This is a genomic window from Sphingomonas sp. CFBP 13733, assembly GCF_014841795.1.
Classification (GTDB): domain Bacteria; phylum Pseudomonadota; class Alphaproteobacteria; order Sphingomonadales; family Sphingomonadaceae; genus Sphingomonas; species Sphingomonas aerolata.
This window is the reverse complement of the sequence record NZ_JACYUP010000002.1, coordinates 171,553-197,800: the sequence shown is the minus strand read 5'-3', so window position 1 is coordinate 197,800 and position 26,248 is coordinate 171,553. Positions and strand designations below refer to the sequence as shown.

Genomic DNA, 26,248 nt, shown 5'->3' with positions numbered 1-26,248 from the left:
ACGCCCGCAGCATGACGATCGATCCGGTGGTGCGGATCGATCCCCGCCGCCCGGCGTTGCGCGAGGAAATTTTCTTCGGCGAAGGGCGCGCACCGACCGGCACGCGCCCTCCGGGTCCGCCTATTTCGCCGCCGGCTTGGGCGCCGCGGCGGGCACCACCGCCATCGTCCAGTCGCGGTCGGGGCGCAGATATTTCGCCGCGACCGCCTGCAGGTCGGCGGGCGTCGTCGACACCAGATCCTCGGCGATCCGCTTGGTCGCGTCGATCCGCCGCGGATCATAGGTCGCCCCGCCGAGCTGCTGCATCCAGAACTGGTTCCCGGTCGAGGCGCGCATGATATACTGCCCCATCGGCCGCTTGATCCGCTGCAGCTCGTCATCCGCGATCGGCGTCGAGACGAGCTCGGCGGCGATCTTGCGCGCGGTCTCGAAGAAGAACGCGACCTTTTCCGGCGCGACCTGGCCGATCGCGACGAGGCGACCGCCGCTGTTCATGCCGGTCGGCCACTGGCTCTGCACGTTCGGGCTGTAGCTCGCGCCCGCCGCCTGGCGGAGACGCTCGAACAGCCGGTCGGCGAACACCTGCGCCAGCACGTCGAGGCGACGGCTCTCGGTGATCGCCTCGATCCCGCCGCCGGTCGGCCAGGCGATGACCGCCGCCGCCTGGTTCTGCGGGCCGGTATGCGTGCGCATCACCGGGGTCGCGACATGCGCGGGGAAGCGCACCGGCGCCGCCACCGCGGTCGATGCGGACCGCGGGGCGATCGCGCCGAAGCTCTTGGCGACCGCGGCGATCGCCTCCTCGCTCTTCACGTCGCCGAACACCGACACCTCGATCGGCCCGGTCTTGAGCAGCGGCTCCCAGAACTTGCGGAAGTCCTTGGCGTTGAGCGCCTCGACCGACTCGCGCGACGGCGTGCCCCAGCGCGGATCGCCCGCACGCAACAGCTTCTCCAGATCGCGCGACAGCACGCCGTCGGGCGACGATTCATAGCCCGCAAACGCCGCCAGCGCCGCGACCCGCGCGCGCGCGACCGGGGCTGCGTCCCACGCCGGGAAGGCGAGCTTGGCGGCCATCAGCGTCAGCTGGTCGGCATAATCCGCAGGCGAGGTCAGCGCGCCCAGCGTGAACGCGTCGTCGTCGATCCCGAAATCGAGGCCGATGCGACGCCCGGCGGTCAGCTGGTCGAGATCGCCCTGGTCGAGCTTGCCGATCCCGCCCGCGACCAGCGCGAGGTCGCCCGCCCAGGCGGGACTCGGCTTGTTCGCCGGGATCGCGCTGTAACCGCGCCCGAACCGGACGCGAACATAGACGCGGCCGGTCTCGCCCGTATTGGGGAACAGCAGCAGGCGGGTGCCATTGGCATAGGTCACCTGCTCCATGTCGAACGCGGCGATCTTTTCGCGCGACGCCACGACGCCGGGCTTGCCGAGCGGCGGCAGTGCGGCGAACGTCACCGCATTCTGCTGGCGACGCAGCCCCGCGAGACCCGAGACATCGGCCTTCAGCGCGGTCTCGAGCTTGGCCGGCGCCGCCGGATCGGGCGTGATCGTGTTGACCAGCACGCGCGTCGCGGTCCCCTCGAAGATCCGCTTCGACGCGGCGAGCAGCGTGGCGGGGGTGAACATGCCCTTCGCCTTGGCGTCCTGCAGGATCTTGTACGATGTCTCGGGCCCCGCGACCGTCTCGCGGATGTCGAGCGCCCCGACCATGTCGTCGGCCTGGCGCGCGCCTGCCTCGACCCGGGCGGTCTCGACCTGGGTGCGCATGATCGTGTCGAAATCGGCATATTCGCGGTCGACCTCGGCCTGGCTCGGCGCGTTGGTCTGCGCGTCGGCGATCACCGCGCGCACATCCTTCAGCGCCGCTTCCCAGTCGGTCCCGATCGGCACGATGTTGACGCTGGTCAGGTTCGCCGACCGCGACACGTCGTCGATCGACACCCCCGCCTGGAGGTAGCTGCCGCCGGCGCGCGCGCGCGTCTCGAGCCGCCGGCTGATCAGCCGCGTCGCCAGCACGTCGACCAGCCGCGTCTGGTTCATGATCGCGGTGTCGTCCTTGTACACCCAGGGCCGGACCACACCGAGCGTGACGACCGCGGGCAGCGACGGCTCGGCGATCGCCTGTGCGGCGGGGGCGGCGGGATCAGGCTTGCCGAAATCGGGCGCCGCGGTGAACGCGCCGACCGGTTTCCAGTCCGCGAAGTTCTTGACGATCAGCCGTCCGAACAGCGCCGGGTCCATGTCGCCCGAAATGATGACGACGGTGTTCTCGGGCCGGTACCAGCGATCGTGGAACGCCTTGATACTCGCGCCGGTCGCCGCCTCGAGTGTCTTGATGCTGCCGATCGGCGACCGGTCCGCGAGCGGCTGGCCGGCGAAGAAGGTCGACCGGATCGCATCGCCGATCCGCACCTGGGGTCCGGGCTGCTCGCGCTGTTCGGCGAGCACCACCGGGCGCTCGGCGGTGACCGTCGCATCGGTCAGCACCGGCTGCTCCATCATCCCCGACAGGATCTTCAGGCTGTCGTCGAGCCCCGCCTCGCTCGCCGAGGGCAGGTCGAGCTTGTACGTCGTCGAGACGGGCGTCGTCTGCGCATTGGTGTCCGATCCGAACGTCGCGCCGAACCGCTGCCAGACGCGCTTGGCCTCGCCGTCGGGGACGTATTTCGACCCGCGGAACGACAGATGCTCGATGAAATGCGCATAGCCGCGCTCGGCGTCGCTCTCGTTCAGCGACCCGGCATCGACCCGGACGCGCACCGACACCTGGCCCGGCGGGACGCCGTTCTTGCGCACCGCGAACCGCAGCCCGTTGGGCAGCGTGCCGAACTTCCACTCGGGATCGCGGGTGAGATCGCTGCCCTTGTAGAGCCACGCGGTCGTGTCGATCCCGGGCAGCCCCGGCAGCGTCGGCGCCTCGCCGGGCATCGCCACGGTCTGCGGCTGGACGGGTGCCGCAGGTGCCGCCGCGGGCGGCTTGGCGCGGGACGCGGGCCGCGCTCCCGATTGGCCGATGGCAGGGATCGCCAGGCACAGCACGAGCGACAGGAAGACGGGAGCGCCGAGCGCGCGGGGGGTAAACGCCATGCCGTCCTGTAGCGCCCCCGGCCGCCGACCGCCAGCGCCGTGCCCGTCGCGCGCGCCGCGCCATCATTTCGTCCCATAGCCGCGCTATCTCAATCACCTGCAAGCGCGGATACGGGCGCGCGGTACGAGCGAACGACGAAGAGTGGAGTGCGAATGCAAGCCGAAGTCAGGGCGAAGACCGGGACCGCGACGGGTCCGGCAATGTGGCGAAATTCTGGTCGTGATCCCCGCAGCACCCCCCACCGCACCCCCGATCTGACGGTCATTTCGGGTGCGCCCCGGCCCGGCGCGCCGCTCGCGGCGGAACCCGGCCGGCCGCTGATCATCCGCGTCGGCAAGCATCTGCGCGGCGTGTTCGACCGGCTGATCGCAAGCTCGTCGCTGGTGTCGAACGATCCGGTGCTCGACGTCCGCGACTTCGCCTGGACGCAGATGTTACGCGAGCATTGGCGCGATATCCGTGACGAGGCGGTCGCGGTCGCGCTGCGCGGCGAGGCTTCGCCCAGCCTCGCGACGATCTCGCCCGATCACCGCGCGATCGCCGAGATCGACAAGTGGCGCTCGTTCTTCCTCTGGGGCTATGGCTATCCGATTAACGAGAATCTGGTGCGCTGCCCGCGCACGCGCGATCTCGTCGCGCAGATCCCCGGCCTCAACAGCGCCTTCTTCTCGATCCTCGCGCCCGGCACGCACATCCCCGAGCATCGCGGCGTGACCAAGGGGCTGATCACCTGTCACCTGGGCCTGATCGTGCCGCGCGACGGCGACGTCCGGATGCGCGTCCACGACCGCACCGTGCGCTGGTCGGAGGGCGAAACGCTGGTGTTCGACGACACCTATAACCACGCGGTCTGGAACGACACGAGCGGCACGCGCGTCGTCCTGCTCATCCAGTTCGAACGGCCGCTGCGCAATCCGGGCAAGTGGATCGCCGACGCCTTCCTGAAGGTCGTCCGCCGCTCGGCCTTCGTCCAGGACGCGGTCCGCAACATCGGCGACTGGAACGCCGCGGTGAAACAGCTCGACGTCTGACGGCATCCGGCCGCTCAAACGCTATGCCGGTGCCAAAGAAGAGTTTGCTTGATCCCTCCGCCCCCCGTCGCCACATGCACCCCATGCTGATCGAAACGGAATCCACCCCGAACCCCGCGACGTTGAAGTTCCTGCCGGGACGCACCGTCATGGAGTCCGGCACCCGCGACTTCGCCACCCCCGAGGAGGCCGAGGCGAGTTCGCTCGCCGACGCGATCTTCCGGCTCGGCGACGTGACCGGCGTGTTCTTCGGTCGCGACTTCGTCTCGGTGACCGCCGCGCCCGGCGTCGCCTGGTCGGACCTGAAGCCCGACGTGCTCGCGATCATGCTCGACCATTTCTCCGCCGCGATGCCGCTATTCCGCCCCGCAAGCGCAGGCTTCTCGGTGCCATCCGACGATACCGTGCTGACCGACGACCCCGCCGATGCTGATATCGTCGCGCAGATCCGCGACCTGATCGAGACGCGCGTCCGCCCGGCGGTCGCCAATGACGGCGGCGACATCGTCTATCGCGGCTTCGACAAGGGCAAGGTGTTCCTCCAGCTCCAGGGTGCGTGCGCCGGCTGCCCCTCGTCGAGCGCGACGCTCAAGAACGGCATCGAGCAGCTGCTGAAATATTACGTCCCCGAAGTCACCGAAGTGCGCGCCGTCTGATGACCCCGCGCGGTCCCCAGCCCGACGCCGTGCTCGACGCGGTCTTTCGCGAGGCGCGCAGCTATAACGGCTATGCCGACCGCCCGGTCGCGACGGCCGATCTGCACGCGATCTGGGATCTGATGAAATGGGGTCCGACGTCGGCCAACCAGCTGCCCGCGCGGCTGGTCTGGTGCGTCAGCGACGAATCCAAGCAAAAGCTCGCCGACGCGTGCAGCGCGCAGAATCAGCCCAAGATCCTGAACGCCCCCGTCTCGGTGATCATCGGCATGGACACCGAATTCCACGAGCATCTGCCCGAGCTGTTTCCGCACGCCGATGCCAAGTCCTGGTTCACGGGCAGTGCCGAACTGCGCGCGACCTCCGCGTTCCGCAATTCGACGCTGCAGGGCGCCTATTTCATCATCGCCGCGCGGATGCTCGGGCTCGACACCGGACCGATGTCGGGATTCGACGCGGACAAGGTCGATGCGGCCTTCTTCGCCGACACGCCCGCGGTCCATACCAACTTCATCGCGACGCTCGGCTATGGCGATCCTGCGACGATCTTCGCCAGGTCGCCACGCCCCGACTTCGCGAAGTTCAACAGCATCGCCTGACATGACGCCCTCTTCCCGGAGGGGAGAGGGACTAAAGATATGCGTACGCTGATCATAGAGACGTCCACCACCGCCTGTTCGGTCGCGCTCGCCGATGACGGCGTGATCGTCGCGCGGACGCATGACGTCGTCGGGCGCGGCCATGCCGAACGGCTCGTGCCGATGATCGCCGCGCTGCCCGGCGGCGGCCGCGCCGACCGCATCCTCGTCGATGTCGGCCCCGGCAGCTTCACCGGCGTCCGCGTCGGCATCGCCGCCGCGCGCGGGCTGGCACTCGGCTGGTCGGCGACGGTCACCGGCTTCTCGTCGCTGCCTTTGGTCGCCGCGGCGGGATTCGACGATCGCTTAACCGATGATATTGCAGTAGTTTTAGAGGGCGGGCATGGCGAGGTCTTCATGCAGTGCTTTGCCGCCGATCTGTCGCCGCGCACCGACATGGTGTCGCTGAAGCCCGACGCGGCGCTCGCGGCGCTGGCGGGACGGCGCGCGGTCGGCAATGGCGTGCGCTGGCTCGCCGCGCTCGCCGATGATCTCGACCTGACCGAGGCGCTGCCCGATGCGGGCGCCGCGATCCTGCTGCCCGGGACGCTCACTGCGCTGCCGCCCGTCCCGATCTACGGCCGCGCGCCCGATGCGAAGCCCGCCGCGGTCCGTCCGGTGGTGCCGCGCTGATGGCGACCCACGCCGTGCCCCCGCCCTCCGACGAAGACACGGCATCCGCGGTCGTGCTGCGCGCGGGCGACGCGCGCGACCTCGCGATCGTCGACGCGCTGATGGGCGACGCGTTCGACCCAGCGTATGGCGAGGCGTGGACGCGCACCCAGTGCCTCGGCGTGCTCGCGCTGCCCGGCATCCAGCTCGTCCTCGCCTTTGTCGATGATCGCCCCGCGGGCTTCGCGATGACGCGGACCGTGCTCGATGAGGCGGAGCTGCTGCTGATCGCGGTCGCGACCGATGCGCGCCGCCGCGGCATCGGCACCGCGCTGGTCGGCGCGGTGATCGCCGACTGCATCGCCGCGAACGTCGCCACGCTGCATCTCGAGGTGCGCGCAGGCAATGAGGCGGTCGAACTCTACACCGCGCACGGCTTTGCCAAGGTCGGCGAACGCCGCGCCTATTACCGTGGCCGGTCGGGGGTGGCGCATGACGCGCACACCTATTCGCGCGCGATCGGCAGCTGAGGCTTATTGCGAGTCACTATCCCTTTTCGCAACAGCGTTAACCGCCTACATGGAGGTTTACCAAGGGAATGACACATGCCGCGCAAGATCGATCTGGAAGCCCTCTGTAACGAGAAGGGCCTGCGCATTACCGAGCAGCGCCGCGTCATCGCGCGCGTCCTCTCGGAAGCGGATGATCATCCCGATGTCGAAAAGGTCTATGAGCGCGCCTCGGCGATCGACCCCGGCATCTCGATCGCGACCGTCTATCGCACCGTGCGTCTTTTCGAGGAGGCGGGCATCCTCGATCGCCATGATTTCGGCGACGGCCGCGCGCGCTACGAACCCGCGCCCGAGGCGCATCACGACCATCTGATCGACGTCGAGAGCGGCAAGGTGATCGAATTCGTCGATCCCGAGCTCGAACAGCTGCAAAAGGCGATCGCCGAGAAGCTCGGCTTCCGGCTCGTCGATCACCGCATGGAACTCTACGGCGTCGCGCTGACCCGCAAGGACTGATCCGATCGGGCGCCTGCGTCTCGTCGCGCGGCTCGCGGCGCTGCTGATCGCGCTGCTGCTCGCGCTGCCGGTCCACGGGCTGTGGCGGCTGTTCGGCCGGCGATCGCCCTGGCCGCCGCGCTTTCTCGGACTGGTCGGCCGGATCATCGGCGCGCGGCGACGGATCGTCGGCACGCCGCTGCGCCATGACGTGGTGTTCGTCGCCAATCATCTCAGCTGGATCGACATTTTGCTGCTGTCGGGCGCGACCGGCACCGCGTTCGTCGCCAAGGCCGAGTTGCGCGGCGTACCGCTGGTCGGCTGGCTCTGCACGCTGAACGCGACCATCTTCGTCAGCCGCGCCGATCGCATGGCGGTGACCGCGCAGATCGCGCAGCTCCGCGACACGCTTGCACGCGACTGGCCCGTCACGCTCTTCCCAGAGGGCACCACCGGCGACGGCGTCACGCTCCTCCCCTTCAAGGCCGCGCTGCTCGCCGCGCTCGACCCGCCCCCGCCCGGCGTCCGCGTCCAGCCGGTCCGCATCGACTATGGCTCCGCCACGCACGAGCTCGCCTGGGTCGGCGACGAACCCGGCCAGCACCACGCCGCCCGCGTCCTGAAACGCCGCGGCAGCTTCGTCGCGACCTTGCACTTCGCCGAACCCTTCGCCCCTGCCGACCACGGCAACCGCAAAGCCATCGCCACCGAAGCCCGCCGCCGCATCGAAGCCCTTTAAGACTATGTTTCCCCGCGAAGGCGGGGACCCAGGCTGGGCTAACGCCTTCGCGGGAGAACAAGGGGGAGCGCGCTGCCCCCACCCAGCCCTCAAACACCACCCCGGCGAAGGCCGGGGCCCAGTTGGAAAGGTCGCAGTAACAAAGCGCCGTCCCCGGTCAGCAACGTCCCCCAACTGGACCCCGGCCTCCGCCGGGGAGGTGCAGATGGTGCGTATCGCAGCGTGCTGTCACGAACGAGCCGCAACGCCACTCCCCCCACGCACACAAATTTGGTACGGCGCGCGCATGACCTCGAAACCCAAGACCTATCACGTCAAGTCGTTCGGCTGCCAGATGAACGTCTATGACGGCGAGCGCATGGCTGAACTGATGGCCGCCGACGGGCTGACCCAGGCCGATGCGGTCGACGCCGACATCGTCGTGCTCAACACCTGCCACATCCGCGAACGCGCGACCGAAAAAGTCTATTCGGACATCGGCCGGCTGCGCAAGGACCAGCTGCGCAAGAACGGCAAGACGCCGATGATCGCGGTCGCCGGCTGCGTGGCGCAGGCCGAGGGGCAGGAGATCTTCACCCGCGCCAAGGTCGACGTCGTCGTCGGTCCGCAGGCCTATCACAACCTCCCCGACCTCGTCGCCAAGGCGGCTGCAGGCACGCCGTCGCTCGACACCGACATGCCGCTGCTGTCGAAGTTCGGCGCGCTCCCGACCCGCCGCAAGGTCGCGCCGTCGGCGTTCCTGACCGTGCAGGAAGGCTGCGACAAGTTCTGCACCTATTGCGTCGTCCCCTACACCCGCGGCGCCGAGATCAGCCGGCCGTTCGCGGCGATCGTCGACGAGGCCAAGGCGCTGGTCGACGCCGGCGCGCGCGAGATCACGCTGCTTGGCCAGAACGTCAACGCCTGGTCGGAAGACACGCGCGGCCTCCACGACCTGATCCGCGACCTCGATCGCATCCCCGGCCTCGCGCGGATCCGCTACACGACCAGCCACCCCAACGACATGACGCAGGGCCTGATCGACGCGCACCGCGACGTCGAGAGCCTGATGCCGTTCCTCCACCTCCCCGTCCAGGCGGGCAGCGACCGCGTGCTCAAGGCGATGAACCGGTCGCACACCCGCGACTCCTATCTCCGTCTGCTCGACCGCGTCCGCGCGGTGCGCCCCGACATCGCGCTGTCGGGCGACTTCATCGTCGGCTTTCCCGGCGAGACCGATGCCGAATTCGAGGACACGCTGAGCCTCGTCGACGCGGTCGGCTATGCGCAGGCCTACAGCTTCAAATACAGCCCGCGCCCCGGCACCCCCGCCGCGTCGATCGTCGAGCAGGTGCCCGAGGCGGTGATGGACGAGCGCCTCCAGCGCCTCCAGGCCGCGCTCAACCGCGACCAGCACGCGTTCAACGCCGCCACCGTCGGCCGCACCTGCACCGTGCTGCTCGAACGCCCCGGCAAGCTCCCCGGCCAGCTGATCGGCAAGTCGCCCTGGCTGCAATCGGTCCACCTGATCGGCGACCACGCGATCGGCGATCTGGTGGAGGTCACGCTCGCGGCGGCCGGGCCCAATTCGCTGACGGGCATCGAACGCATCGCGCAGGCCGCCTGAAAAACCGCCCCCACCTTTTACCACCACCCCGGCGAAGGCCGGGGCCCAGTTGGGGGACGGGCATAACGACGGACGATCCTCCGTTACATCGACCTTCCCAACTGGGCCCCGGCCTCCGCCGGGGTGGTATGGTGATCGTGGCAATTGCGTGCGCCCCGCCCACCCGCTGAGGCTTTCAGGCAACGCCCCCCAGCCTTCGCACACCACACCAAAACTACCGCTGTCCCCCACCCGAATCCCCTGCCACACTCCCCCTCGATGCAGCTTCGCCCACGCGACTCGAATCATCGCCAGCCAGGCGCTCCGGCGCCGCTTGAACGCGCGGCCTCCCATGCTCATCTCTGGTCGAACGCCACCCCAGGCGTGATGCGTGCCGGCCCGACCATACCCAATCACCGATCCGACACGTCTGCCCCCGAAAGGACCGCATGAGCCGTAAACCCGTTCCCGCCCAGTCCGGTGACCGCGCCCGAGTCGAGCTGCTGTTCGACAAGCCCCAACTCCTCGTCCGGCTCTTCGGCCAGTACGACCAGAATCTGGTAGCGCTCGAAAACCGCCTCGGTGTGTACATCACCGCACGCGGCAACAAGATTGGTCTGGAGGGCACCGCGGAACAGGTCGCCAAGGCGCGCGACGTGCTCCACGATCTCTATGCCCGGATCCAGCGCGGCGAGGATGTCGACACCGGCCTCGTCGACGCGTCGATCGCGATGGCGGACGAACCCGTGCTCGAAGGCATCATCCGCGCCGATGCCGGCGGCGGCGCTGCTCCGCCGATCATGATCCGCACGCGCAAGAAGACGATCGTCCCGCGCACGCCGGCACAGGCGCATTACATGCGCGAGCTGACCAACAACGACATGATCTTCGCGCTCGGGCCAGCAGGCACCGGCAAGACCTATGTCGCGGTCGCACAGGCGGTCCAGCAGCTCATCACCGGCAGCGTCCAGCGCCTGATCCTGTCGCGCCCCGCGGTCGAGGCGGGCGAGCGGCTGGGCTTCCTCCCCGGCGACATGAAGGAGAAGGTCGATCCCTATCTCCGCCCCTTGTACGATGCGCTCTATGACTGCCTCCCCGCCGAGCAGGTCGAACGCCGCATCGCGAGCGGCGAGATCGAGGTCGCGCCGATCGCCTTCATGCGCGGCCGCACGCTGGCCGACGCGTTCGTCATCCTCGACGAGGCGCAGAACACCACGCCCGCGCAGATGAAGATGTTCCTCACGCGCTTCGGCCAGAACAGCCGGATGGTGATCTGCGGCGATCCCAAGCAGGTCGACATTCCCGGTGGCGTCGCCGCCTCGGGTTTGGCCGACGCGGTCCGCCGTCTGGAGGGGGTCGAGAGCATCTCGATGTGCCGCTTCACCGTCGGCGACGTCGTCCGCCACCCGATCGTCGGCCGCGTCGTCGAAGCCTATGAAGGCAGCGACGCCTGATCCCTGCGCGGCTATTCCGGACATGCCGGGATAGCCGCCGGGCCGTCCGCATACCACAAGGGGTGCGGAACTTTGCCACCTGTGTAATGATTTCGTCCTGACGTTTCCGCCGGAAGGACCCGCATGCTCGAAATCGCGCTCTCTTCGGAGGCTCCCTGGCCCGACCAGGACTGGGACGGCCTCGCTAAGCGCGCCGCGACCGCGGCGATCGAACGCACGCCGCACGGCCAGCTGCTGACCGGCGCCGCCACGGTCGAGATCTCGTTCCGGCTCGCGTCCGACGACGAGGTCCACACGCTCAACAAACAGTATCGCCAGAAGGACAAGCCGACCAACGTCCTGTCCTTCCCGATGGTACAGGCCGATCTGCTCGAGACGATCGCGCAGAATTCGGACGATGGCGAGGTGCTGCTCGGCGACATCATCCTCGCGCACGGCGTCTGCGTCGCGGAAGCCGCGGAGCGCGGCATCTCGGTCGAGGATCATGCGATGCATCTGATGGTGCACGGCACGCTGCATCTGCTAGGCTATGATCATATGGACGACGACGAGGCGGAGGGTATGGAGCAGATCGAACGCGACGCGCTCGCCGCGCTCGGGCTCCACGATCCCTATCTCATCACAGAGGACTGACGACCACGATGGCCGATGGCCCCAATGCCGGAAACGGCGATAGTACCGACAGTATCTGGCGCGGGCTGAAAGGCCTGATCTTCGGTGCCCCCGACGAATCGCTGCGCGATCAGCTCGAGGATGCGATCGACCGGCACGAGGGCGATCCCGCCCCCGATGCCAAGGGCGATCTCACCCCGCTCGAGCGCCAGATGGTCCGCAACCTGCTGCATTTCAGCGAGCGGGACGCAGGCGATGTCGGCGTGCCGCGCGCCGACATCATCGCGGTCGAGGAGGAGACGTCGTTCGCCGACCTCGTCAAGCTGTTCGCCGAGGCCGGCCACAGCCGCCTGCCGGTCTATCGCGACAATCTCGATACGATCATTGGCATGGTCCATATCAAGGACGTCTTCACGATCCTCGCAACCGGCGCCGAGCATCCGACGACGCTCGCCGGGCTGATCCGCGAGCCGCTCTACGCGCCGATGTCGCGCGGCGCGCTCGATCTGCTCGCCGACATGCGGCAGAAGCACGTCCATCTGACGATCGTGCTCGACGAATATTCGGGCACCGAGGGCCTCGTCACGTTCGAAGACCTGATCGAGGAGATCGTCGGCGATATCGAGGACGAGCATGACGACGCGCCGCAGGTGCTGATGACGCCGATCGACGGCGGGGCCTGGGACGTCGACGCGCGCGCCGAGCTCGAGGATGCCGCCGAACTGATCGACCCGCGGCTTGCCGAGGTCGATGGCGATATCGACACATTGGGCGGTCTCGCCGCGCTGCTCGCAGGCCATGTCCCGCAGATCGGCGAATGCGTCGATCATCCGAGCGGCTGGAAACTCGAAGTCACCGAAGCCGACGAACGCCGCGTCAACCGCCTCCGCCTCCACCCGCCGGTGGTACTGGTAGAGGACGACGACTGACACGAAGGGGGCGGTGCGTCGGCCGACACGACCCGCCCCCCCCCGCCCCCCAACGTCATTCCCGCGAAGGCGGGAACCCATACCGGCTGACCGTCCGACGGCACGCAGACCCTGCCGCTCTGGATCCCCGCCTCCGCGAGGATGACGAAGCTCGCGGGATACCCAACCGCAATCGCGCCATTGCCCCCGCCCGCACTCCCGCCTAACTCTCCTGCATGCGCAAACACATCCTCATCGTGCTCGGGCTGATCATCTTGGTCGGGATCGCCGGGTTCACCTGGCTCGCCTGGCCCGATACCGCCCGGCTCGACGTCAACCAGGTCACCGGCAAGCGGCCCGACATCACCGCGCCGCGGATCCAGATGCTGCCGACGATCGGCGTCGCCAAGGCGGTCGGCTGGCCCCAGGGCGCGATGCCGACCGCGGCGGCGGGGATGAAGGTCCAGCCGTTCGCGGCCGGGCTCGATCATCCGCGCTGGCTCTACCGCCTGCCCAATGGCGACGTGCTGGTCGCCGAGACCAATTCGCCACCGCGTAAGGGTCCCGGTATCGTCACGACGGTGATGAACTTCCTGATGGGCCGCGCGGGCGCGGGCGTGCCCTCGGCCAACCGCATCACGCTGCTGCGCGACGCGGACGGCGACGGCGTGGCGGAGACGCGCTCGGCGTTCATGACCGGGCTCAACTCGCCCTTCGGCATGACGCTGATGGATGGCCAGCTCTATATCGGCAACACCGACGCGCTCGTCCGCGTGCCCTATACCGAGGGCGCGACCCGGATCACCGCCAAGCCCGAGCGTGTCATCCCGCTCAACGGCGGCGGCAATCACTGGGCGCGCAACGTGATCGCCGCCCCGGACGGCAAGACGCTCTATGTCGGCGTCGGCTCGGCGTCGAACATCGCCGAAAACGGCATGGATGCGGAGAAATACCGCGCCAACATCCTTCAGGTCTGGCCGAAGGACAAGAACTGGCGGATCTACGCCGCCGGTCTGCGCAACCCCAACGGCATGGCGATCAACCCCAAGTCGGGCCAGCTCTGGACCGTCGTCAACGAACGCGACATGCTCGGCTCGGACCTCGCGCCCGACTATCTGACGCAGGTCGAGTTCGGCGATCACTTCGGCTGGCCCTGGTATTATTGGGGCGGCTATCCCGACGATCGCGTCGAGCCGAAGAACCCCGCGCTCCAGCAATATGCCAAGCGTCCCGACTATGCGCTCGGACCGCATGTCGCCGCCCTCGGCCTGACCTTCGCGGGCGACGCGAAGCTCGGCGACCGCTTCACCAACGGCGTGTTCGTCGGCGAGCACGGCTCGTGGAACCGCAAGCCGCTCTCGGGCTACAAGGTCGTCTACATCCCGTTCGGCGACACCGGCTTCCCGGCGGCGAACGCAAAGCCCGTCGACGTGCTCGGCGGCTTCCTCAACAAGGATGGCGAGGCGCAGGGCCGCCCTGTCGGCGTCATCACCGACAAGAGCGGCGCGCTGCTGGTCGCCGACGACGTCGGCAACACGATCTGGCGCGTCAGCACGAAGTAAGTGCGGGGAGGCACGAGAACGCCTCCCCCTCCCCCGTCATCCTGACGAGCGTCAGGATGACGGGCATGGCCGTATCAAGCCGCGCAAACCCTCAGCGCAGCAGCTTCGGCCCTTCCTTGCGGATCATGTCCTGCACCTTGCCCGCGAACAGCCCGAGCAGCCCGGGCAGGTCGACGATCGCATGGACATTGTCCTCGAACACCGTGACCTTGCTGCCGATCACCTGCCCCATCGCGCTGACGGTGAAGTGCAGCGTATCGCCTTCCCAGCGCCGATCGGTCACCGATCCGCCGGGGATCTTCGACCCGATCGTGTCGATGCCGCTGTCGAGCCGCGAGCGCACCCCCGCCTTGCCGAGCTTGTGGGGGATATCGACCGAAATGGGATTGGACATTCTTTGATCCTCAGTGTGCGAACAGCATCGCGTCCTGTGCGAACGCCTTGAACTCGAGCGCGTTGCCGCTGGGGTCGCAAAAGAACATCGTCGCCTGCTCGCCGACTTCGCCCTTGAAGCGGACATGCGGCGCGATCCCGAACCGGACCCCCGCCGCCGCGACGCGCTCGGACAGGCTGGTCCAGTCCTCCATCGTCAGCACGACGCCGAAATGTGGCACCGGCACCTGATGCCCGTCGACCGCATTCTCGACCGCGATCGCCTTCGCCGCCGGATCGAGATGCGCGACGATCTGATGCCCGAACAGGTCGAAATCGATCCAGTGGTCACTCGACCGCCCCTCGGGACAGCCAAGCGTCCCCCCGTAAAAGGCCCGCGCGGCGGCGAGGTCATGGACGGGAAAGGCGAGATGAAAGGGGCGCAGCGTCATGCGGGCAGGATAGAGCGGATGATCCCCCCCGTCACCCCGCCCCCGCTATGCAATGCCCCCGCGCGTCCGCCGCCCTCCTCCAAGGTATCGCGCCCCCGCTCTCCCCATAAGCGGCGCGCCCCTGTTCTCCCGCGAAGGCGGGAGCCCAGACTGGATCCCCGCCTTCGCGGGGAAACAGCTCCACGTGCGTTGCAGTAACGCCGCCCCGCCACCCCACAACCACCCCGGCGAAGGCCGGGGCCCAATTGGGGGACGGTGGTAACAAAGGACATCGCGTCCTTACTGCGACCTTCCCAGCTGGACCCCGGCCTCCGCCGGGGAGGTGCAAGGGATGCGGCCTGCACGATGCTATTTGTCGATAAAGTACCAGCCGGCCGCAAAGGAGATGGCACCACCCCGGCGAAGGCCGGGGCCCAGTTGGGGGACGGTGGTAACTAAAGGTTGCGCGTCGTCACGGCGACCTTCCCAGCTGGACCCCGGCCTTCGCCGGGGTGGTCATGTGTGGGGGTAGATTCAGGAGTTGGTACCGAGTCCAACGAAAGCGCCCACCGCACGAGGCCCGGCACCCCCTCCAGCCCCGCCGCCACGTCAGATGCAGCCTCAGATATTGCCCGCCCCCCGCCGCCACGCCATAGCGCGGGCGTGACCCGCTCTCCCGCCCGCGCCGCCCTCACCTCCCCCGCGCTCGCCAGCCTCCTGCTCGGCGCGATCGCCGCGACGGGGTTTGCGCCGCTCGATCTCTGGCCGCTCGCGCTCGTCGCGGTCGCCGCGTGGCTCGCGCTCGTCCACGACGCAGGCTCGTTCCGCCAGGCGCTGTGGCGCGGCTGGCTGTTCGGGCTCGGGCATTTCACCGTCAACAACAACTGGTTCCAGCACGCGTTCGACTTTCAGGACGCGATGCCACCGGTGCTCGGCTATTTCGCCGCGGTCGGGCTCGCGCTCTATCTCGCGATCTTCCCGATGGTCGCCGCGGGCCTCGCCTGGCGGTTAGGACGCCGCGCGACCGCAACGCCCGACCCCGCCTTCATCCTCGTCTTCGCCGCCGCGTGGATCGCGACCGAGTGGCTGCGCAGCGTGCTGTTCACCGGCTATGCCTGGGATCCGCTGGGGGTGATGTGGCTGCCCGCGATCGGCATCGCGCGGCTGTCGGCCTGGATCGGCACCTATGCGCTGTCGGGGGTGACGATCGTCGCGGCGGGATCGCTGTGGATGCTCGCGCGTCGCCGCGTCGCGATGCCTGCGATCGTCATACCGCTGCTCGCGCTCGCCGCGCTGTCGGCGCTGTGGACCGACGCCCCCGCCGCGCCCGCCAACGCCCCCCGGGTCCGCGTCGTCCAGCCCGATATCGGCCAGGAGGATCGCAGCGAATCGGACGGCGAACGCGTGCTGTCCGCGCTCGAAAAGCTGTCGGGCACCCCCGGCGCCACCCCCCGCCTCGTCGTCTGGCCCGAGGGCGTGGTGCGCGACTATCTCGAGGATGGCTATCCCTTCTACGCCTATGACTGGTCGAGCCCGGCCTATCTGCGCCGCCGGATCGCGCGGCTGCTCGGCCCCGACGACATCTTGCTGACCGGCGGCACCTCGCTGTCGTTCGACCGCGAGGACCGGATCGCGGGCGCGACTAACTCAGTGTTCGCGATCGACGCGCAGGCGCGGCTGCGCGGCCGCTACGACAAGGCGCATCTCGTCCCCTACGGCGAATATCTGCCGATGCCGTGGCTGCTGAAACCCCTCGGGCTCGCGCGGCTCGTCCCCGGCGACATCGACTTCACCTCGGGCGAGGGGCCGGGCAACCTGACGCTGGCGGGCTTCGGGTCGATCGGCATCCAGATCTGCTACGAGATCATCTTCTCAGGCCAGACGGTCGACCGCGCGCACCGCCCGCGGCTGTTGTTCAACCCCTCGAACGACGCCTGGTTCGGGAGCTGGGGCCCGCCGCAGCATCTGGCGCAGGCACGGATGCGCGCGATCGAGGAGGGGCTGCCGATCGTCCGCGCGACCCCGACCGGCATCTCCGCAATCATCGCCGCGGACGGCCGCCTGCTCGCCACCGTCGCGCATGAGACCGCGGGTGCGGCCGAGCTGCCGATGCCGCCCGCGCTGCCCGTGACGCCGTTCGCGCGGCTCGGCAATCTGGCGGCGGGGCTGGTCATGGCGGCGATGATCGCCTTGGCCGTTGCCCTGCGCCGCCGCGAACGCTAGAAGGACATATAAAGCTTTCCTTATATGATGCTCCGCGGTGTCTCACCGCCGGGCCTTTTGCGAAGAGGTTTCATGCGCAAGTCCTTTCTCTTCACCTCCGAGTCGGTCTCCGAAGGCCATCCCGACAAGGTCGCCGACCAGATCAGCGACACGATCGTCGACCTGTTCCTCGCCAAGGATCCCGAGGCGCGCATCGCCTGCGAGACGCTGACGACCACGCAGCTCGTCGTCCTCGCCGGCGAGATCCGCGGCAAGGGCATCTATGAGAACGACCAGTGGGCCGATGGCGTACTCGACGAGATCGAGGCGGCCGTCCGCAACACCGTCAAGGAAATCGGCTACGAGCAGTCGGGCTTCCACTGGAACGAGTTCCGTTTCGAGAACAACCTCCACGGCCAGTCCGCGGAGATCGCGATGGGCGTCGACGAGAGCGGCAACAAGGACGAGGGTGCCGGCGATCAGGGCATCATGTTCGGCTACGCGACCGACGAGACGCCCGGCCTGATGCCCGCGACGCTCTACTACAGCCACAAGATCCTCGAGCGGATGGCCGCCGATCGCCATTCGGGCGCAGCCCCGTTCCTCGAGCCCGACGCCAAGAGCCAGGTGACGCTCGCCTATGAGAACGAGAAGCCGGTCCGCGCGACCGCGCTCGTCGTCTCGACCCAGCACGCACCGGGCTATTCGGAAAAGGGCAAGAACCCCGATCCGGCCAAGTACGCCGAGCTGCGCGACTATGTCATGGGCGTGTTCACCGACGTGCTGCCCGCAGGCTTCATCTCGGACGAGACCGCGATCTACATCAACCCGACCGGCGCGTTCGAGATCGGTGGCCCTGACGGCGACGCAGGCGTCACCGGCCGCAAGATCATCGTCGACACCTACGGCGGCGCAGCCCCGCATGGCGGCGGCGCGTTCTCGGGCAAGGATCCGACCAAGGTCGATCGCTCGGCCGCTTACGTCGCACGCTATCTGGCGAAGAACGTCGTCGCCGCCGGGCTCGCCCGCCGCTGCACGATCCAGCTGAGCTACGCGATCGGCATCGCCGAGCCGCTGTCGGTCTATGTCGACACGCACGGCACCGGCACGGTCGAAGAGGCCAGGCTCGAGGCGGTCCTGCCCAAGCTCGTCCGCCTGACGCCCAAGGGCATCCGCGAGCACCTCAAGCTCAACGCGCCGATCTACAAGAAGACCGCGGCGTACGGCCATTTCGGCCGCGAGCCCGAGGGTGACAGCTTCACCTGGGAGCGCACCGATCTGGTCGACAAGCTGAAGGCCGCAACCGCCTGACGCACCTCGCCCGATAGGTGATACAGAAAAGCCTCCCCCGGACCGTCCGGGGGAGGCTTTTTCATGTCCGCTACGCCGGATCGAAAGCGATCAGCCGGGCGCCGACCGGTCGGTCCCCGCCGCGTCGCCGACCAGCGGCGCGCTCGCGCGCTGCCGATGCCGCTGCTCGGTCAGGATCTGCCACGACGCCAGGAACAGCGCCGCGACCAGCGGCCCGACGACGATGCCGCTCAGACCGATCAGCTCGATCCCGCCCAGCGTCGTGACCAGCACGACGAAATCGGGGATCCCCGTGTCGCGCCCGACCAGGATCGGCCGCAGGATATTGTCCGCCATGCCGATCACGACGACGCCCGAGATGATCACCACCAGCCCCTGCCAGATCGCAGTGGTCGCCAGCAGATAGACCGCGACCGGGACCCAGACGATCGCCGGCCCGAGCGCGGGCAGCAGCGAGGTCAGCGCCATCAGCAGGCCCCAGAGCAGGGCCGCGGGCAGCCCGACGATCCAGAAGGTCGCCGCGCCCAGCCCGCCCTGGACCAGCGCGACGATCACCGTCCCCTTGATCGTCGCACGCACCACTGACACGAACTTGTCGACCAACGCGGCGGTGACCGACCGCTCGAGCGGCAGCGCGTCGCAGATCTTCGGCCCGATCGTCTCGCCGTCGCGCAGCAGGAAGAACATCACGTACAGCGCGATACCAAAGGCGAGCAGGAAGGCGGCGGCGTTGCGCCCGATCGACAGCGCCTGGCTGGCGATCGTCCGCACGCTGTTGCCCATCGTCTGCGACAGTCGCGCCTGGATCCGCTCGATCGAATCGAACCCGGCCTTGTCGAGCAGCGTCTGCAGGCGCGTCGGCAACGCATCATGCACCTGGTTGAAATAGGCGGCGAAATTGATCTCGCCATTCTGGATGCGGGTATAGACCGTGCCCGCCTGGTCGACGATCATCCCGCCGATGATCATGCTCGGCACGACGACCGCGAACAGGATGATCAGCAGCGTCAGTGCAGCGGCGGTGTTGCGACGCGTCGGCATCCGCTCGAGCAGACGCTGGAACAGCGGCTGGAACAGGATCGCGGCGAGCGCGGCCCACAGCAGCGCCAGGGCGTACGACCAGACGACCACGACGAGCGCGATCGTGATCACCACCAGGAATATCAGGAATCCGCCCGTTTCGAGCCGGCGCCGGTTGATCATCATGCATCCCCCCCAACATCGTCGGTCGGCCCCAGGCGCCGCCGACGATACCGCCCCCGCCCGAATCGGCGGGGACGGCATCATTGTACTTAGCGCAGCGCGGCGCTGCCGTTGACGAGGGCCGCCTTCTGCTCGTTCGACATCGCGGCGGCGTTCACGTCCGCGTCGTCGACCGCCTCGCCCTGCTTCTCGCCCTGATCGCGAACCGCCTCGGCGCGATCTTCGAGATTGTCGGCAGCCGCCTCGAGCGCGTCGGCGCGGTTTTCCGCGGCGCCTTCGACCTGGCTGCCCAGCTTGTCGTCACCCTTGCCGCCACAGGCTGCGAGCGGAATGGTCAGCGTTGCGAGCATGAGCGCGGTAGCAATGGTCTTCATGTATAAATCCCTCTTGTGAGGCCATCCAAACCGTCACGCAGGCGGAACGGTTCCCTCGGCCCTGTTTGGTACCGTCGCGGGGTCGTGATCCGCGGATCTTTCCCTGTTTTCAGTGACATGCTCGACGACCGGCGCGACTCGGTCGAACAGTGCGCTGACCGCCGCCTCGGCGATCCAGCCGACCGCCGCGCCGACGACCAGGTCGGACAGATAATGCTTGCCGTTGACCGGTTGCGCCGCCGCCACCGCGACCGTCGCCAGCGCCGACGGCATCGCCGCGCCGTCGATGTCGCGCGACGCCGCACGCGCGACCGCCACCGCGCCTGCGGTATGGCCCGACGGGAAGGACGTCTGCTTGTGATCGTCGCTGTCGCCCGTCTCGAACCGCGCCTTGCCGGTGTCGAGCGCATGGCCCGGCCGCGTCCGGTCGACCGAATGCTTGATCACCGATTTCGCCGCGGTCGCCGCCAGATGCGAGGCGAGCATCCGTGCGCCGCCGCGGATCAGGTCGGGCCGCCGCGCGACCAGCCCGATCACCAGCGTGCCGATCGACGTCGCGATCAGCTGCGGCTGGTCGGCGACCTCGGCGAGAAAGCCGGTCGCCTTCACCACCGGCGCGTCGCGGTGTTCGGCCAGCTTGTAGGTCGCCTTGCGGTCAGCCTCGGCGATCTTGGCCGCCGCACTCTTGCTCTTGCCCGTCATCATCAGTCCTTCTGTCGCATTTCGCCGCGCACCTGCGCATGCGCCAGCAGCGCGAACACCCCCGCACCACCGACGAGATTCCCCATGATCGCCGGCAGCAACAGTCCCGCAAAGGTCCGGACCAGGTCGACATGCCCGGTGAACAGCAGCAGGAACGCCTCGTCCGATCCGACGATCGAATGGCTGAACCCGCCGATCGCGACCACATAGGTCACCGCGAAGATCACCATGAACGCCTCGCCGCGCGCATTGGGCAGCGACCAGGCGAGGATCGCGATCATGAACCCGGCCGGGATCGCGTTGACGAACGTCGCCCAGGCACCAAGCTCGGTGATCCGCATCGACACCGCGATCATCGCTTCGCGCAGCTCCGCCCCGCCGAGCACACCGCCCGCGATCGCCGCCGCGGTCAGCGCGGTGCCGAGCAGGTTGGCGCCCAGCACGATGCCCCACAGCCGCAACGTCCGCCGCAGCGCCCAGCGCGACGGCTTGGTCACCAGCGGCAGCATCGCGCTGATCGTGCTCTCGGTGAACAATTGCATCCGCCCGAGAATGACGACCAGGAACCCCGCCGGATAGCCGAGCGACACGACCAGCTCGCGCCACGGCGTATCGGGCAGCGCGGCATGAAGCGCACCCTCGGCGACCAGCGACGCGGTGATCGCGAGCCCCGCCGCGAGCGCGGAGAAGAACAGCGAGACCCCCGGGCGCGCGAGTTCATCCTCACCCGCCTCGCGCACCGCGCGGTGGAGATCGCCCGCGTCCGCCGCCTTCAGGTCCTCGACGTCCTGCTCGGGCCCCTCGGGCGCGGACCCGGTGTCCGCCGTGGTGGTGCTGTTTTCGGCCATTACGGCCTTGTAACGGACCGCTACGTGCTTTGCTCCCGCGCAATCGACCGCTAGAGCGCGCGGCGATGAACGATCCCGCCACCATTCGCCGCCTCTATGGCCGTCGCCAGGGCCACAAGCTTCGCCAGGGCCAGTCCGCGCTCGTCGAGGAGATGCTCCCGCGTCTGTCGGTTCCCGACACGGGGATTGTCGACGCCGCCACCCTGTTCGGCGACGACCGCCCGCTGCATGTCGAGATCGGCTTCGGCGCGGGCGAACATCTCGCCGGCCAGGCCGCGGCCAATCCGGATGTCGGCTTCATCGGCTGCGAACCGTTCCTCAACGGCGTCGTCGGCGCGCTCGGCCACATCCGCGACGGCGGGCTGACCAATGTCCGGCTCTATATGGGCGACGCGCTCGAGGTGATCGAGCGGCTGCCCGATGCCAGCCTCGACCGGCTCTACCTCCTCCACCCCGATCCCTGGCGCAAGGCGCGGCATGCCAAGCGGCGCATGGTCAATCACGGTCCGCTCGACACGATCGCCGCCAAGCTGAAGCCCGGCGCCGAATTCCGGCTCGGCACAGACGATCCGACCTATTGCCGCTGGTCGATGATGATCATGGACCAGCGCCGCGACTTCACCTGGCAGGCGCGCACCCCGCAGGACTTCCTGACCCGCCCCGACGACTGGCCCGAGACGCGCTATGAGCGGAAAGCCCGGCGCCAGGGCCACGAGGTCTGGTATTTCCGCTATATCCGCGACTAGCGCCCGCCGCTGCGCCGCCACCAGCCGGCCAGCGCGCGACCCGCAATCGCCGGCAGGCCCGGCCTGAGCAACAGCCAGTCGCGGATCGGTGCGCCCTCCGCCGCGCCGATCACCCGCTTGTAGCCGCTGTCGCCCGCGCCCCAGTCGACCCTGGTCGCGCCGCGCGTCATCGCCGCGACCAGGTTGCGCCAGTAGAGCAGCTTGCCCGGCGAATGCTTGGCGAAACGCGGATCGTAGCTGTTGGCGATCGCGTAGATCAGCGCCCCCGTGTCGATGTCGAACGAGAAGGCGGCGGGCACGCCGTCGACGCGGAGCAGCGCCGCGCGGAACATCCCTGCCAGCACCGGATCGACCGCCGCCGCCTGCCAGAAGGCGAGATGCCCGTCGGTCGTAAATTTCATGTCGCGGCGATCGGTCTCCTGCGCGACCCAGCTCGTCTGCTCGACCGCGCCCAGATCGGCGAACCGCGCCGGCCAGTCCGCCCCCGCCAGCGCCTGCCAGTCGAGCGCGCCATGCTCGGCCAGATGCTTTTCGTGAAAGCGGTTCTTGCGCAGCGTCGAGTTGCGCGGCCAGCGCTCGCCATCGACGCTCGGCGCGAGGTCGAGCACCCAGGCGTCGCCGACATGCCGGTCGATCGCGCACCATCCCGCCGCCCGCGCGCTCGCGATCAGCGCGTCCGCCGCCGGATCGCCATCCTGAACCGGGCCGATCCGCAGGCCGTTGCACTGCGCAGATAGTCCGCGCAGCGCCGCCGCGCGTGCCGCCTCGCTCGCCCCCATCGCCATGCCGAAACTGCGGAACGGCCAGTAACAGCCCGGCACCGTCGCCAGCCGCAGCCACGCCGGGCCGAGCGCGACGAACGGCAACGCGATCGCCGCGACGCCGTCCTCCTCGACCACCAGCGTCTTCGCACGCCCGCCATAGGCACTCAGCGCGGCGGCATACCAGCCATAGCGCAGGAACCGGTGGCTCGGCGCCGCGCGCGCGGCGACCGCGTCGATCGCGATGCTCAGGCCCTCGACCACGCTTGCCTGCACGCTCGGTGGCACCGGCACGCGGTCGGACAGGAGCATCGGCTTCGACATCGCACGCCCCCTAGCAGCAATCCCTTACCAGGTAGTGCAGGATCGCACCGGGCGCCGCGGCGCTTCAGGCGGGGGGCGGGATTGGCTTCCCTCCGGCGCGGTTATTCCGCATGATGATCAGGATGATACCCATTCCCGCCGTTTCGACGATCGCGCAGACGATCCAGCTGTCGCTTGCGCCCGTCTTTATGCTCGCGGGCATCGGCCAGCTGCTCAACGTGCTCGCCGGTCGCCTCTCGCGCGTCATCGACCGCGCCCGCCAGCTCGAAAAGCTCCATCCCAGCAGCGCGGGGCCTGAACGCATCCGCCATATCTGGGAGTTGCGGCTGCTCGACCGGCGGATGACGATCATCAACGCCTCGCTCTTCCTCGCGGTGTCGAGCGCGATCATGACCTGTATCGTCATCGCGCTGCTGTTCATCGCCGAACTCGCCAAGCTGCACTTCGGGACCTATGTCGCGGTCTCGTTCATCCTTGCGATGATCCTGCTGATCGCCGCCTTTGCCAGCTTCATGATCGAGGTGCGGATCTCGTTGGTCGCCTTCCGCATCCGCCCCGAACTGCTCGACAACCCCGAACTGCTCGACAAGCTGACATGACGCTCGAACACCGCCTGCTGCAGGGCGTCGTCGCGATCGCCTGCCTCCTGCCGCTGCTCGTCGGCGGTCAGGGGATCGTCCACGGCCCAGCCCCGTTCGGCCACCTCGCCGACGTGCCGCGCGATCTCGACAGCCATTTCCGCTATATTTCGGGGATCTTCTTCGCGACCGGGCTCGGCTTTCTCAGCTGCATTCCGCATATCGAGACAAAGGGCCCGCGCTTCCGGCTGCTCGGCGGGCTGATCGTGGTCGGCGGCCTCGCGCGGCTCGTCTCGCTGATCGATGTCGGCATGCCGTCGCGCGGACATGTGCTGGGGCTCGGCATGGAAATCCTCGTCGTGCCGCTGCTGATGCTCTGGCAGGCGCGCCTCGCCCGCCGGGCCCTTTCCAACGCCGGACCGAATCCCTAGACGACGCTTGACCATACCCGGTCCTCGAAAGGTCCAAGCATGCGTGAAGCCGCCATCGTCTCGACTGCCCGTACCGCCATCGGCAAAGCCTATCGCGGCGCGTTCAACGCGACCGAGGCACCGGTGCTCGGCGGACACGTCATGAACGCGGCGGTCGAGCGCGCCGGGATCGACCCCGCGCGCATCGACGAGGTGTTCTGGGGCGTCGGCAACCAATGGGGGACGCAGGGCGGCAATGCCGGACGCATGGCGCTCTTCGCCGGCGGCCTGCCCGAATCGGTCCCCGCGGTCACGCTTGACCGCAAATGCGGCTCGGGACTGACCGCGGTCGCGCTCGCCGCGCGCACGATCATCTGCGACGAGGCCGATGTCGCGCTGGCGGGCGGGATGGAATCGATCAGCTACACCGTGACGAAGGACGCGCCGCGCTACGTCAATCAGAGCGTCACCGCGCGCGAGCCCGCCGCCTATATCCCGATGATCGAGACCGCCGAGATCGTCGCGCGCAAATACGGCATCAGCCGCGAGGCGCAGGACGCCTATGCCGCGATGAGCCAGCAGCGCGCCGCCGCCGGCCTCGCCAGCGGCGCGTTCGCCGAGGAGATCGTGCCGATCACCGTCGAGAAGGCGCTGTTCGACAAGCAGGGCGCGCGCACCGGCAGCGAGAACGTCACGCTGAGCCAGGACGAGGGAATCCGCGCGGGCACGACTGCGGAGGCGCTCGCCGGGCTCAAGACCGTCTGGCCGGGCGGCGATTTCTCCAGCCCGGGGACCAGCGTCACCGCGGGCAATGCCAGCCAGCTTTCCGACGGCGCGTCCGCGCAGCTGCTGATGGACCGGCGGACCGCGGAGGCCGAGGGCAAGGAGATCCTCGGTATCTATCGCGGCTTCCAGTCGGCGGGCTGCGACCCCGCCGAAATGGGCATCGGCCCGGTCTTCGCGATCCCCAGGCTGCTCGACCGCGCCGGGCTGACCGTCGCGGACATCGGCCTGTGGGAGCTGAACGAGGCGTTCGCGTCGCAATGCCTCTACTGCCGCGACCATCTCGGCATCGATCCCGAAAAGTACAACGTCAATGGCGGCGCGATCGCGGTCGGCCACCCCTTCGGCATGACCGGCTCGCGCCTCGTCGGCCACGCACTGATCGAGGGCCGCAAGCGCGGCGTCCGCTATGTCGTGGTCTCGATGTGCACCGCCGGCGGCATGGGCGCCGCGGGCCTGTTCGAGATCGTCTGACGTGACGGGGGCGGGCGCCGCCTCCCGTCATCCTGACGAAAGTCAGGACCCAGGGTAACGGGGTGCGGCGCATGTGGCTCTGGGTCCTGACTTTCGTCAGGATGACGGGACGTATACAGGGCGACCCCTGTTCAGAATGACAAGGTCCTGCCCCGCCTATGCGTTTCCTCCTCCTCCCGGCGCTAGCGCTGCTGGCCACCCCGGCCTCCGCCGCCCCTCAGAAACCCACCCCCGCGAAACCCGGCACCGTCCGCGTCCGCCTCACCACCTCCGAAGGCCCGATCACCCTCGCGCTCGACACGCGCCATGCCCCCAAGACCAGCGCGAACTTCCTCGCCTATGTCGATGACGGCCGCTTCGACGGGACCGATTTCTACCGTGCCGCGCGCAGCAAGAAGGCGCCGAAATTCGGCTTCATCCAGGGCGGCATCCGCACCGACGCGCGGCGCATCCTGCCCGCCTTCCCGCTCGAGACCACGACGCAGACCGGCATCCGCCATCTCGACGCGACGATCTCGATGGCGCGCGGCAGCGAACCCGGCTCGGCGGGCGGCAATTTCTTCATCACCGTCGGCCCGACGCCCGCGATGGACGCGCGCCGGGGCTATCTCGGCTATGCGGCCTTCGGCCATGTCGTCGGCGGCATGGACACGGTCCGCCGCATCCTCGCCAAGCCGACCGGTGGCGGGCTCGACGCGTTCAAGGGCCAGATGATCCTCAACCGCGTCGCGCTGATCAGCGCCAAGCGGCTCGACGGCACGCCCCGCCCGACCAGCGGCCCGCGACCATGGCTGTTGAAGACCCGCCCCACCCCGCCACGGCCGCGCTGACGCG

27 protein-coding genes are annotated in these 26,248 nt (G+C 68.6%); 19 read left to right on the top strand and 8 right to left on the bottom strand.

Annotation, left to right across the window (positions count from 1 at the left end; genetic code table 11):
* Positions 1-120 precede the first annotated feature (120 nt).
* The gene (locus IFT71_RS05100; RefSeq protein WP_192139483.1) at positions 121-3,090 is read right to left on the bottom strand and encodes a M16 family metallopeptidase; all 2,970 of its coding nucleotides are present in this window, start codon (positions 3,088-3,090) and stop codon (positions 121-123) included.
* 153 nt (positions 3,091-3,243) lie between these two features.
* Between IFT71_RS05100 and IFT71_RS05095 the strand changes: the two genes are divergently transcribed.
* The 12 genes from IFT71_RS05095 (at position 3,244) to IFT71_RS05040 (ending at position 13,895) form a co-directional block, all read left to right on the top strand.
* On the top strand, positions 3,244-4,122 hold the full coding sequence (locus IFT71_RS05095) for an aspartyl/asparaginyl beta-hydroxylase domain-containing protein (RefSeq protein WP_192139481.1): 879 nt from the start codon (positions 3,244-3,246) through the stop codon (positions 4,120-4,122).
* Positions 4,123-4,205: 83 nt separating this feature from the next.
* Positions 4,206-4,778: a NifU family protein gene (locus IFT71_RS05090; protein WP_031396534.1), complete on the top strand. Its 573-nt coding sequence runs from the start codon at positions 4,206-4,208 to the stop codon at positions 4,776-4,778.
* The gene (locus tag IFT71_RS05085) at positions 4,778-5,377 is read left to right on the top strand and encodes a malonic semialdehyde reductase (RefSeq protein ID WP_192139479.1); all 600 of its coding nucleotides are present in this window, start codon (positions 4,778-4,780) and stop codon (positions 5,375-5,377) included. Before IFT71_RS05090 ends, IFT71_RS05085 begins: the two co-directional genes overlap by 1 nt.
* Positions 5,378-5,416: 39 nt before the next feature.
* Entirely contained in the window at positions 5,417-6,049 is a 633-nt protein-coding gene (tsaB, locus tag IFT71_RS05080) for a tRNA (adenosine(37)-N6)-threonylcarbamoyltransferase complex dimerization subunit type 1 TsaB (RefSeq protein WP_192139477.1), read from the top strand.
* On the top strand, positions 6,049-6,558 hold the full coding sequence (locus IFT71_RS05075) for a GNAT family N-acetyltransferase (RefSeq protein WP_192139475.1): 510 nt from the start codon (positions 6,049-6,051) through the stop codon (positions 6,556-6,558). The genes tsaB and IFT71_RS05075 overlap by 1 nt, the downstream gene beginning before the upstream one ends.
* A 75-nt stretch (positions 6,559-6,633) precedes the next feature.
* Positions 6,634-7,056: a Fur family transcriptional regulator gene (locus IFT71_RS05070; RefSeq protein ID WP_031394622.1), complete on the top strand. Its 423-nt coding sequence runs from the start codon at positions 6,634-6,636 to the stop codon at positions 7,054-7,056.
* A gap of 193 nt (positions 7,057-7,249) precedes the next feature.
* Positions 7,250-7,774, top strand: coding sequence for a lysophospholipid acyltransferase family protein (locus IFT71_RS05065; protein WP_342212598.1), 525 nt, complete (start codon positions 7,250-7,252; stop codon positions 7,772-7,774).
* Between the two features lie 286 nt (positions 7,775-8,060).
* On the top strand, positions 8,061-9,380 hold the full coding sequence (miaB, locus tag IFT71_RS05060; protein ID WP_192139474.1) for a tRNA (N6-isopentenyl adenosine(37)-C2)-methylthiotransferase MiaB: 1,320 nt from the start codon (positions 8,061-8,063) through the stop codon (positions 9,378-9,380).
* A 428-nt stretch (positions 9,381-9,808) separates the two neighbouring features.
* The gene (locus IFT71_RS05055) at positions 9,809-10,813 is read left to right on the top strand and encodes a PhoH family protein (RefSeq protein ID WP_056409148.1); all 1,005 of its coding nucleotides are present in this window, start codon (positions 9,809-9,811) and stop codon (positions 10,811-10,813) included.
* A 123-nt stretch (positions 10,814-10,936) separates the two neighbouring features.
* Entirely contained in the window at positions 10,937-11,446 is a 510-nt protein-coding gene (gene ybeY, locus IFT71_RS05050; protein WP_031438936.1) for an rRNA maturation RNase YbeY, read from the top strand.
* Positions 11,447-11,454: 8 nt separating this feature from the next.
* The gene (locus IFT71_RS05045) at positions 11,455-12,354 is read left to right on the top strand and encodes a hemolysin family protein (RefSeq protein ID WP_031393856.1); all 900 of its coding nucleotides are present in this window, start codon (positions 11,455-11,457) and stop codon (positions 12,352-12,354) included.
* Between the two features lie 215 nt (positions 12,355-12,569).
* On the top strand, positions 12,570-13,895 hold the full coding sequence (locus tag IFT71_RS05040) for a PQQ-dependent sugar dehydrogenase (RefSeq protein ID WP_192139472.1): 1,326 nt from the start codon (positions 12,570-12,572) through the stop codon (positions 13,893-13,895).
* Positions 13,896-13,986: 91 nt separating this feature from the next.
* Here the strand turns inward: IFT71_RS05040 and IFT71_RS05035 are convergent, their stop codons facing one another.
* Together IFT71_RS05035 and IFT71_RS05030 are read right to left on the bottom strand one after the other, a co-directional pair.
* Positions 13,987-14,289 (bottom strand): polyhydroxyalkanoic acid system family protein, encoded by a 303-nt coding sequence (locus tag IFT71_RS05035; RefSeq protein WP_031396320.1) that lies wholly within the window; start codon positions 14,287-14,289, stop codon positions 13,987-13,989.
* Positions 14,290-14,299: 10 nt separating this feature from the next.
* Positions 14,300-14,719: a VOC family protein gene (locus IFT71_RS05030; RefSeq protein WP_192139470.1), complete on the bottom strand. Its 420-nt coding sequence runs from the start codon at positions 14,717-14,719 to the stop codon at positions 14,300-14,302.
* A 642-nt stretch (positions 14,720-15,361) separates the two neighbouring features.
* Here IFT71_RS05030 and lnt point away from each other — a divergent pair.
* Both lnt and metK read left to right on the top strand, forming a co-directional pair.
* Positions 15,362-16,921 (top strand): apolipoprotein N-acyltransferase, encoded by a 1,560-nt coding sequence (lnt, locus tag IFT71_RS05025; protein WP_192139468.1) that lies wholly within the window; start codon positions 15,362-15,364, stop codon positions 16,919-16,921.
* A 72-nt stretch (positions 16,922-16,993) separates the two neighbouring features.
* Complete coding sequence (gene metK, locus IFT71_RS05020) at positions 16,994-18,211, top strand: methionine adenosyltransferase (RefSeq protein WP_037530583.1); 1,218 nt, start codon at positions 16,994-16,996, stop codon at positions 18,209-18,211.
* 90 nt (positions 18,212-18,301) lie between these two features.
* On the opposite strand, the gene IFT71_RS05015 is transcribed toward metK, so the two are convergent.
* The 4 genes from IFT71_RS05015 to IFT71_RS05000 all read right to left on the bottom strand — a co-directional run bounded on the left by IFT71_RS05015 (position 18,302) and on the right by IFT71_RS05000 (position 21,338).
* Positions 18,302-19,414, bottom strand: a complete 1,113-nt coding sequence (locus IFT71_RS05015; protein WP_107045674.1) for an AI-2E family transporter — start codon at positions 19,412-19,414, stop codon at positions 18,302-18,304.
* An 89-nt stretch (positions 19,415-19,503) separates the two neighbouring features.
* The gene (locus IFT71_RS05010; RefSeq protein ID WP_042466252.1) at positions 19,504-19,788 is read right to left on the bottom strand and encodes a hypothetical protein; all 285 of its coding nucleotides are present in this window, start codon (positions 19,786-19,788) and stop codon (positions 19,504-19,506) included.
* A 33-nt stretch (positions 19,789-19,821) separates the two neighbouring features.
* Positions 19,822-20,490, bottom strand: coding sequence for a phosphatase PAP2 family protein (locus tag IFT71_RS05005; RefSeq protein ID WP_192139466.1), 669 nt, complete (start codon positions 20,488-20,490; stop codon positions 19,822-19,824).
* 2 nt (positions 20,491-20,492) lie between these two features.
* Positions 20,493-21,338, bottom strand: a complete 846-nt coding sequence (locus IFT71_RS05000; RefSeq protein ID WP_192139464.1) for a formate/nitrite transporter family protein — start codon at positions 21,336-21,338, stop codon at positions 20,493-20,495.
* 65 nt (positions 21,339-21,403) lie between these two features.
* Between IFT71_RS05000 and trmB the strand changes: the two genes are divergently transcribed.
* Positions 21,404-22,084: a tRNA (guanosine(46)-N7)-methyltransferase TrmB gene (gene trmB, locus IFT71_RS04995; protein WP_192139462.1), complete on the top strand. Its 681-nt coding sequence runs from the start codon at positions 21,404-21,406 to the stop codon at positions 22,082-22,084.
* Here trmB and IFT71_RS04990 read toward each other — a convergent pair.
* Positions 22,081-23,169, bottom strand: coding sequence for a GNAT family N-acetyltransferase (locus tag IFT71_RS04990; RefSeq protein WP_192139460.1), 1,089 nt, complete (start codon positions 23,167-23,169; stop codon positions 22,081-22,083). The two genes, trmB and IFT71_RS04990, sit on opposite strands and share 4 nt — an antisense overlap.
* 122 nt (positions 23,170-23,291) lie before the next feature.
* On the opposite strand from IFT71_RS04990, the gene IFT71_RS04985 reads away from it, so the two are divergent.
* The 4 genes from IFT71_RS04985 to IFT71_RS04970 all read left to right on the top strand — a co-directional run bounded on the left by IFT71_RS04985 (position 23,292) and on the right by IFT71_RS04970 (position 26,244).
* Positions 23,292-23,768: a DUF2721 domain-containing protein gene (locus IFT71_RS04985; RefSeq protein ID WP_192139458.1), complete on the top strand. Its 477-nt coding sequence runs from the start codon at positions 23,292-23,294 to the stop codon at positions 23,766-23,768.
* Complete coding sequence (locus IFT71_RS04980; protein WP_056679477.1) at positions 23,765-24,178, top strand: DUF4345 domain-containing protein; 414 nt, start codon at positions 23,765-23,767, stop codon at positions 24,176-24,178. Before IFT71_RS04985 ends, IFT71_RS04980 begins: the two co-directional genes overlap by 4 nt.
* 39 nt (positions 24,179-24,217) lie before the next feature.
* Positions 24,218-25,414 (top strand): thiolase family protein, encoded by a 1,197-nt coding sequence (locus IFT71_RS04975; protein ID WP_192139456.1) that lies wholly within the window; start codon positions 24,218-24,220, stop codon positions 25,412-25,414.
* Positions 25,415-25,572: 158 nt separating this feature from the next.
* On the top strand, positions 25,573-26,244 hold the full coding sequence (locus IFT71_RS04970) for a peptidylprolyl isomerase (protein ID WP_192139454.1): 672 nt from the start codon (positions 25,573-25,575) through the stop codon (positions 26,242-26,244).
* Positions 26,245-26,248: the final 4 nt, after the last annotated feature.

What these genes read in the sequence shown, in the direction of transcription:
- IFT71_RS05000 (WP_192139464.1), bottom strand. Translation starts at nt 21,338, where the DNA reads ATGGCCGAAAACAGCACCACCACGGCGGACACCGGGTCCGCGCCCGAG.
- IFT71_RS04985 (WP_192139458.1), top strand. Translation starts at nt 23,292, where the DNA reads ATGATACCCATTCCCGCCGTTTCGACGATCGCGCAGACGATCCAGCTG.
- tsaB (WP_192139477.1), top strand. Translation starts at nt 5,417, where the DNA reads ATGCGTACGCTGATCATAGAGACGTCCACCACCGCCTGTTCGGTCGCG.
- IFT71_RS05085 (WP_192139479.1), top strand. Translation starts at nt 4,778, where the DNA reads ATGACCCCGCGCGGTCCCCAGCCCGACGCCGTGCTCGACGCGGTCTTT.
- IFT71_RS05035 (WP_031396320.1), bottom strand. Translation starts at nt 14,289, where the DNA reads ATGTCCAATCCCATTTCGGTCGATATCCCCCACAAGCTCGGCAAGGCG.
- IFT71_RS05100 (WP_192139483.1), bottom strand. Translation starts at nt 3,090, where the DNA reads ATGGCGTTTACCCCCCGCGCGCTCGGCGCTCCCGTCTTCCTGTCGCTC.
- IFT71_RS05045 (WP_031393856.1), top strand. Translation starts at nt 11,455, where the DNA reads ATGGCCGATGGCCCCAATGCCGGAAACGGCGATAGTACCGACAGTATC.
- ybeY (WP_031438936.1), top strand. Translation starts at nt 10,937, where the DNA reads ATGCTCGAAATCGCGCTCTCTTCGGAGGCTCCCTGGCCCGACCAGGAC.
- IFT71_RS05095 (WP_192139481.1), top strand. Translation starts at nt 3,244, where the DNA reads ATGCAAGCCGAAGTCAGGGCGAAGACCGGGACCGCGACGGGTCCGGCA.
- IFT71_RS05010 (WP_042466252.1), bottom strand. Translation starts at nt 19,788, where the DNA reads ATGAAGACCATTGCTACCGCGCTCATGCTCGCAACGCTGACCATTCCG.
- IFT71_RS05090 (WP_031396534.1), top strand. Translation starts at nt 4,206, where the DNA reads ATGCTGATCGAAACGGAATCCACCCCGAACCCCGCGACGTTGAAGTTC.
- IFT71_RS04990 (WP_192139460.1), bottom strand. Translation starts at nt 23,169, where the DNA reads ATGTCGAAGCCGATGCTCCTGTCCGACCGCGTGCCGGTGCCACCGAGC.
- trmB (WP_192139462.1), top strand. Translation starts at nt 21,404, where the DNA reads ATGAACGATCCCGCCACCATTCGCCGCCTCTATGGCCGTCGCCAGGGC.
- IFT71_RS05015 (WP_107045674.1), bottom strand. Translation starts at nt 19,414, where the DNA reads ATGATCAACCGGCGCCGGCTCGAAACGGGCGGATTCCTGATATTCCTG.
- miaB (WP_192139474.1), top strand. Translation starts at nt 8,061, where the DNA reads ATGACCTCGAAACCCAAGACCTATCACGTCAAGTCGTTCGGCTGCCAG.
- metK (WP_037530583.1), top strand. Translation starts at nt 16,994, where the DNA reads ATGCGCAAGTCCTTTCTCTTCACCTCCGAGTCGGTCTCCGAAGGCCAT.
- IFT71_RS05075 (WP_192139475.1), top strand. Translation starts at nt 6,049, where the DNA reads ATGGCGACCCACGCCGTGCCCCCGCCCTCCGACGAAGACACGGCATCC.
- IFT71_RS05055 (WP_056409148.1), top strand. Translation starts at nt 9,809, where the DNA reads ATGAGCCGTAAACCCGTTCCCGCCCAGTCCGGTGACCGCGCCCGAGTC.
- IFT71_RS05005 (WP_192139466.1), bottom strand. Translation starts at nt 20,490, where the DNA reads ATGACGGGCAAGAGCAAGAGTGCGGCGGCCAAGATCGCCGAGGCTGAC.
- IFT71_RS05030 (WP_192139470.1), bottom strand. Translation starts at nt 14,719, where the DNA reads ATGACGCTGCGCCCCTTTCATCTCGCCTTTCCCGTCCATGACCTCGCC.
- IFT71_RS04980 (WP_056679477.1), top strand. Translation starts at nt 23,765, where the DNA reads ATGACGCTCGAACACCGCCTGCTGCAGGGCGTCGTCGCGATCGCCTGC.
- IFT71_RS04970 (WP_192139454.1), top strand. Translation starts at nt 25,573, where the DNA reads ATGCGTTTCCTCCTCCTCCCGGCGCTAGCGCTGCTGGCCACCCCGGCC.
- IFT71_RS04975 (WP_192139456.1), top strand. Translation starts at nt 24,218, where the DNA reads ATGCGTGAAGCCGCCATCGTCTCGACTGCCCGTACCGCCATCGGCAAA.
- IFT71_RS05040 (WP_192139472.1), top strand. Translation starts at nt 12,570, where the DNA reads ATGCGCAAACACATCCTCATCGTGCTCGGGCTGATCATCTTGGTCGGG.
- IFT71_RS05070 (WP_031394622.1), top strand. Translation starts at nt 6,634, where the DNA reads ATGCCGCGCAAGATCGATCTGGAAGCCCTCTGTAACGAGAAGGGCCTG.